The organism is Streptomyces sp. P5F9 (genome assembly GCF_057961495.1).
In genome coordinates, this window is record NZ_JBXVPZ010000513.1 from 1 (window position 1) to 6,451 (window position 6,451).

General features: G+C 69.3%; 5 protein-coding genes and 1 pseudogene. 2 read left to right on the plus strand and 4 right to left on the minus strand.

The window, feature by feature from the left end:
* Together AC31A1_RS44085 and AC31A1_RS44090 are read right to left on the minus strand one after the other, a co-directional pair.
* Positions 1-385: pseudogene (locus AC31A1_RS44085) on the minus strand (hypothetical protein); the annotation flags it as partial.
* Between the two features lie 159 nt (positions 386-544).
* Entirely contained in the window at positions 545-1,540 is a 996-nt protein-coding gene (locus tag AC31A1_RS44090; protein WP_489658703.1) for a LysR family transcriptional regulator, read from the minus strand.
* 83 nt (positions 1,541-1,623) lie between these two features.
* Between AC31A1_RS44090 and AC31A1_RS44095 the strand changes: the two genes are divergently transcribed.
* Positions 1,624-2,820 (plus strand): MFS transporter, encoded by a 1,197-nt coding sequence (locus AC31A1_RS44095; RefSeq protein ID WP_489658704.1) that lies wholly within the window; start codon positions 1,624-1,626, stop codon positions 2,818-2,820.
* Positions 2,821-2,914: 94 nt separating this feature from the next.
* Here AC31A1_RS44095 and AC31A1_RS44100 read toward each other — a convergent pair whose 3' ends face one another.
* Both AC31A1_RS44100 and AC31A1_RS44105 read right to left on the minus strand, forming a co-directional pair.
* Entirely contained in the window at positions 2,915-3,859 is a 945-nt protein-coding gene (locus AC31A1_RS44100; protein WP_489658705.1) for a ribosome-inactivating family protein, read from the minus strand.
* 546 nt (positions 3,860-4,405) lie between these two features.
* Positions 4,406-4,585, minus strand: coding sequence for a hypothetical protein (locus AC31A1_RS44105; RefSeq protein WP_489658706.1), 180 nt, complete (start codon positions 4,583-4,585; stop codon positions 4,406-4,408).
* Positions 4,586-5,057: 472 nt separating this feature from the next.
* Here AC31A1_RS44105 and AC31A1_RS44110 point away from each other — a divergent pair, with 472 nt between their 5' ends.
* The gene (locus AC31A1_RS44110) at positions 5,058-6,353 is read left to right on the plus strand and encodes an ABC transporter substrate-binding protein (RefSeq protein WP_489658707.1); all 1,296 of its coding nucleotides are present in this window, start codon (positions 5,058-5,060) and stop codon (positions 6,351-6,353) included.
* Positions 6,354-6,451: the final 98 nt, after the last annotated feature.

Below are 6,451 nucleotides of genomic sequence, written 5' to 3' on the forward strand. Positions count from 1 at the left end.
TCCCCGTCCCCGGCCCCGTCTCCGGCGACGCGCCCCAGGGATCGGCGAGGATTCCCGCGCCGACGGCGGACACGTCCTTGCCGGCGGGCGGCTCGGGCCACCCGGTCTGTATACGACGACCGCCCTTGGCCGTACGACGACTGTCCTTGCCCGCATGCCGACCATCTGTGCCGCCATGCCGACCGTCCGTGCCGATATTCCGACCGACCTTAGCGGCATGCCGGCCGCCCTCCAGGATCTCTGGTCCTCTGGTCTCCGCGGCCGTTCCGGTCGCTTCGGTGTCCAGGAACGCCGCCTCGGCCTCTCCGCCTATGACCGGTACTTCTCTGGTCGCGGATGCAGCTTGGGGCCATTCCGGTTGGGCGTCTTCACGCCACTTTTCCATGCGCACGCACATCCCCCCACGGGACTGTTCCGGGTGCGCAAACGACCCTGAGCACACGCCGCCGAACCGGGCCCCCACCCGGTCCTCGCGCCCCCCTTACCACACCGTGCTCAGGCCCTGAAGGTAGCGCACAGGGAACACTTCATGTGGCGGGATGCGTCATTTCCCCCTTTTTAGCATGTCCACGTCGATGGCCGGAATCCATCCATTCACCGGCCGCCGCAGCCACCCGTCGGCGTTGCCGATCTCCACCGCAGCACGTCGAAGCGCATCGAATCCGGGGTGCACCAGCCCCTTTCGCCACACGAGCGACACGGCGGACAACGGCACCGGGTCCACGAGTGGCCGCAGCACCGTCCGAGGCATGGCCGGAAAATCCACCACGGCGAGAATCGGGGTCCCCGTCTTCGCCATGACCCGTTCGAACTCCTCTTCGCCCACGGCCATGGGTGCGGGCGCGGCAACCTCGATGTCACGCGCCTCGAACAGACGACGCGCGAGATCCGTCCACTCAGGGGTACGCGGATTCCCGGCACCGGCGTACACGGCCTCCCCCGCGAGCGCGTCGACGGGCACCTCCGCGAGCGACGCCAACCGGTGCCCCTCGGGCAGCAGGACCGCCATCGGCTCGTACCGCACCAGCTGATGATCGAGCCCGGCCCGCAGCGCAGGGTCCAGCCCGGCGAACCGCCCGAACGACACGTCGAGCCGCCCCGCCAGCAACTCCCTTGCCGCGCCCGCCAGTCCACTCTCGTAGCGGGCCATCAGCTCCTGATCCGGGGCGAGTTCACGGGCTCGGTGCAGCACGCGGCGCCCCGTGCCCAGCCCCGGCGAGTTCAGATCGACGAGCAGCGGCCGGCCTTGCCGAAACGCGGCGAGCAACTCCTCCTGCGCCCCGAGCACCCGCCGCGCATACGGCACCAGCCGCTCACCTTCCGCCGTCAGCGTCACCTGCCGAGTGGTGCGCACGAACAGCTCGGCCCCCAACTCCCGCTCCAGGCGCCGTACATCACGGCTGAGGGCCTGCTGGGCGACGTACAGGCGGGCGGCGGCGCGGGTGAAGTGCAGTTCTTCGGCGACGGTGACGAAGCCGAGGAGGAGACGGGGGTCCAGATGAGTCGATATCCGGGGCGTCGTCCCGGGCGTCCATGACATCCCGCGAACTTACAACGGGAGTGCGTGAATTGCCCCTGACCAGGTGTTGGACCCCGTGATCCACTCCGGACGACGCTTGCCCCATGCCACGTCGTACGCCCCAACAGACCACCTACCGCCGCCTGTTCACCATCCCCGGCACCCGCGCCTTCACCGCCGGGAACCTCATCGCCCGCCTCCCCGCAGGCATGTTCAGCGTGAGCGCGGTGATGATGATCGCCGGCGCACGGGGTTCGTACACCCTGGCCGGCGCGGTGACGGCAACGGGGTTGGCGGCGACCGCGGTGACCGCCCCCTGGATCGCCCGGCTCATCGACAGACACGGCCAGTCCCGAACGGCCGTACCGGCAACGGCGGTTGCGGCACTCGGCTCCCTCGCCCTCCTCCTCTGCGTACGCTACGGCGCCCCCGACTGGACCCTGTTCGCCGCCTACGCGGCCACCGCGACCACCCCCAACACCGGCGGCATGTCCCGCGCCCGCTGGGCCCACCTCCTCGCCGCCGACCCCGAGGCCCTGCACACGGCGAACTCCTTCGAGCAGGCGGCCGACGAACTCTGCTTCATGCTGGGCCCGGCCCTGGCGGCCTTCCTCTGCGGCACGTTCTTCCCGGAGGCGGGCACGCTGGTCGGAGCGATCCTGCTGGTGACAGGCACCCTGATCTTCACGGCCCGGCGCGAGACGGAACCACCCCCGAGCCCTACCCCGAAGGGCAGTTCACCCCTCCGCACCGCCGGCATCCCGCCCCTGATCGCCGGTTTCATCGCGACCGGTGCGGTGTTCGGCGCGATGGAGGTGGTGACACTCGCCTACGCGGACACGGCGGGCCACCGCACGGCTGGCGGCGCGGTGCTGGCGCTCCAGGCGGCGGGCTCCTGCGCGGCGGGCCTGCTCTACGGCACGTTGCCCCCGACGGGCGCACCGGAACGCCGCCTGCGGTGGTGCCTGTTGGCGATGACGACCCTGATGCCCTTGCCCCTCCTGGCAACCCACACGCTCAACTCCCTTCCAGCACTGGCGGTTGCCTTGCTGGTGGCGGGCATGGCAACGGCCCCCACGATGATCACCGCGATGACCTTGCTCCAACACCGCGCACCAGAAGGCAGGTTGAACGAGGGCATGAGCCTGGCGGTGACGGGCCTACTGCTGGGGATCGCGTGCGGCTCGGCGACGGGAGGCTGGGTGGCGGATCACGCATCACCGACGGCGGGCTTCACGGTGCCGACAGCGGCGGCGGCAACGGCGCTGCTGATCGGCACCCTGAGCAAGGAAACGCCTTGACTGAGCGTGTGGGCCGTATCCGCGCGTTCCTGGCAACGCGCACGCAGGAGGGGGCGCCGACTCTGGAGTCGGCGCCCCCTGCGCACGAGGCCTGTCAGAGTTCGTCCCTGGGGTTGGGGTTGGTGCCGTCGTTGAGGGCGATGGCCAGCAGGGCGGCTGCCTGGCGGGCGTCGGAGATGCTGGCCCCGGCCACGCTCGTGCTGGCGCCGGCGTCTGTGCCGTTGACGTGGCCGACGTAGACGTGGCTGACGTTGGCCCAGTTCCGGATCAGGGAGATCTGCTGGGAGCTGTAGGAGACCGAGTCCCCGCTGTCGAAGGAGGGCGCGACGCGGTCGGCCAGGGTACGGAAGCGGGCCGCCTCCGAGATGCCGAAGATGACGGTGAGCAGACCTCGGGCCTGGTTGAGCCGGGACGAGCCGGTACTGGCCAGGTCGAACAGGGCCTGCGAGAGGGGGCCGGGGCCGATGGTGACACCGGTCAGGGACTGGTTGGCGACCCGGGAGAGGGCGTCGTAGCCCTCCCGGCCGACGAAGAAGTTGTCGTCGGTGCTCGACTCGTTCGGGACGTTCCGGATGAGGTTGAGGACGCGGTTGTGGGACGCGCCCACCGTGTAGACCCGCACCACGTACAGGTCGCTGAGGCGCACCACGGCGTGCACGGTGGGCGCGAAGTGTCCCGGGGAGCTGATGACGACGTCGGCGAAGTTGTTCGTCCGCCTGTTGTCCAGGACGGTGACGGTGACCCGGTTGCCCCGCGTGTTGACCACCGGGCCGGTCAGGCGAGCGTTGGCCGTGCTGCGGGCCAGCGCGTCCAGGCCACTGAGCATGGTGCGGTAGCCGGCGGCGCCGTCGTCGGTGTTCCAGTGGACCTGCGGGAAGTTGGTCTGCGCCACCTCCTGCGCGTCGATCTTCACGCTGTGGGGCGCTGTGGCGGTGGCGGCCGCCCCCAGGGAGGACAGGCCGGATACCGCGACCGCTCCCGCGAGGACGCACGGAAGGACCGCCGAGAGGCTGACACGTCGGACGACGCTGGCACGCATGGGTTGCTCCGATCGGTAGGAGGACAGGGAGGACAGGGAGCCATATATCCGGCTCGACCCCACCGAGACTCACACCGGCGGGGTTGATTCACACCCCCTCCCACCAGGGGAAATCAAACCCGCGACCATGCTGTTGACCTGTGGTTTGAGCAGGCGCCCAGGGTCGGCGGTGCTGGGCCCGGAGCCGTGGGTCCTGCCGGTCGCACGTCCCGCCGGAGACCGGCGAACGCCGTTACCCGTCTGGTCCGTGACCCGTCCGGAGGGGGCGGTCGGTGGCCGCCGACCGGGGCACCTCGGACGCTCCTCATGCGGCTTTAGCCAGGGTGGGGGTGGGGCGGTGAGGCGCGGGCCGGAGCCCTGGTGCCGGGTGACTTTCGGTGTGGGCGAGGAGACGTGGCCCAGCTCTGACGGCGGGCTCAGGTCCGTGCGCGACAGTGGCTCTCGTACGAGCCCCTCGTCGACGCAGCCCTCGCGGCACAGGAACCCCCAGCCGATGCCCCTGGTGAGAGGCGCGACACGACGTGATCACTCCGGCTGACGGCCGCTTCAGGGGCGGGGCAGCCCCAGCGCCGGGGACGGCCCGAGGTCCTGCGCGCGGATACGCGGGACGCAGCCCCCATCCTCGGCGTGCCCGCCGTCGGCACCGCAGCCCACGGACACGCCGCCGACCTGCTCGCCCTCGACGCCGACCCGCCGCGCGACATCCGCAGCACCCGCCGCATCCACGGCGTGGTCGTCGACGGCAGACGGATCCCACCGGAGGAACACCGCCGGCTGCGGCGGACACCCCCTGACACCCCTCCGACGGCGGCCTCGCCGACGAGTGAACCCGGCCGCAGCTCAGAGACGCGCTGCTGCGGAGCCTGTCCTTTACAAGACCCGGCTCCTCGCCCCGCCGCATCGCGGTCACTCGTCGCCGGGTCCGCCGCAATCTCCGCCACCGCCCCTGGCCATCGCAGCACAGCTCAGGCGGCCCCCTAAGGGGCGCGGGGCTGTATCGATTTGCGGCTCCGCCGCGTGGGCGCGACCAGCCCCCACCGGACCGGCATCAACCCCCAAACCCATCGAACCGCTTGCTTCAATCCCTGCCGCACCCATTGACGCCCACACAGCCCCTACATACCTTCCTCCATCGAAGCGCTTCGACGCCCCCCGTCGAATCGATTCGACACCCATCCGACTCCCCTGGAGGCACTGGATGCTGACGGCACAACGGCGAGCAACGACAGCCGCACTGATCCTCACCGGATCTCTGCTCCTCTCCTCCTGCGGCGGCAGCTCGGACAACGGCTCCTCGGACAGCAAAACCCTCAAGCTCTGGCACTACGAGGGCCCGGACAGCGCGATGGGCGTGGCCTGGAACGAGGCCATCAAGGAGTTCGAGGCCCAACACCCGGGCGTGAAGGTGAAGTTCGAGGAGAAGGGCTTCGAGCAGATCCAGAAAACAGCGCCCATGGTCCTCAACTCCTCGGACGCCCCGGACATCATGGAGTACAACAAGGGCAACGCGACGGCAGGCCTGCTCTCGAAACAAGGCCTGCTCACCGACCTGACCGCCGAGGCGACGAAGCGCGGCTGGGACAAGAAGATCCCCGCGAGCGTGGGCACGACGGACGTCTACGACACCAACGGAGTGATGGGCTCCGGCAAGTGGTACGGCGTCACGGACTACGGCGAGTACACGATGGTCTACTACAACAAGGCCCTCTTCAAGAAGTACAAGATCGCCGAACCGAAGACGTTCGACGAACTGACCACCGCACTGGGCGAGTTCAAGGCGAAGGGCATCACCCCGCTCGCCAACGCGGGCGCCGAGTACATGGCCCAGCAGTACCTCTACCAACTCGCCCTCTCGAAGGCCGACCGCGCCTGGGTCGACAAGTACGAGCTGTACAAGGGCAAGACGGACTTCCACGACGCGGCCTGGACGTACGCGGCGACGGCCTTCGCCGACTGGGTGAAGAAGGGCTACATCGCCAAGACCTCCAGCGGCACGAAGGCCGAGGACGCCGGTGTCTCCTGGATCCAGGGCAAGGCCCCGATCCTGTTCTCCGGCAGCTGGTGGTACGGCCGCTTCCAGACGGAGGCCAAGTTCGACTGGGACACGAGTCTCTGGCCCGGCTCGAACCTCACCCTCGGCTCCGGCGGCAACATCTGGGTCGTCCCCAAGGGCGCCAAGAACAAGCAACTCGCCTACGACTTCATCGACATCACCCTGTCGAAGAAGATCCAGAACCTGATGGGCAACAAGGGCGGCATCCCGGTCGCGGCCGACACCTCCGCGATCACCGACCCCAAGTCCAAGGAACTCATCGCCAACTTCAACACCGTCTCCGCCCGTGACGGCCTGGCCTTCTACCCCGACTGGCCGGTCCCCGGCTTCTACGACGTCCTCGTCTCCGAGACCCAGAAGCTGATCACGAACAGCGAGAAACCGGACGCCTATCTCAGCAACCTGCAGAAGGCGTACGACAAGGGCGTTCCGTCGACATGACGGTCACCGTCGAGAAGGGCGCGCGGGCCACCCGCAAGAGCCGGCACCCCGGCCCGCGCGCCCTTCTCGACGGTGACCGTCATGTCGACGGAACGCCC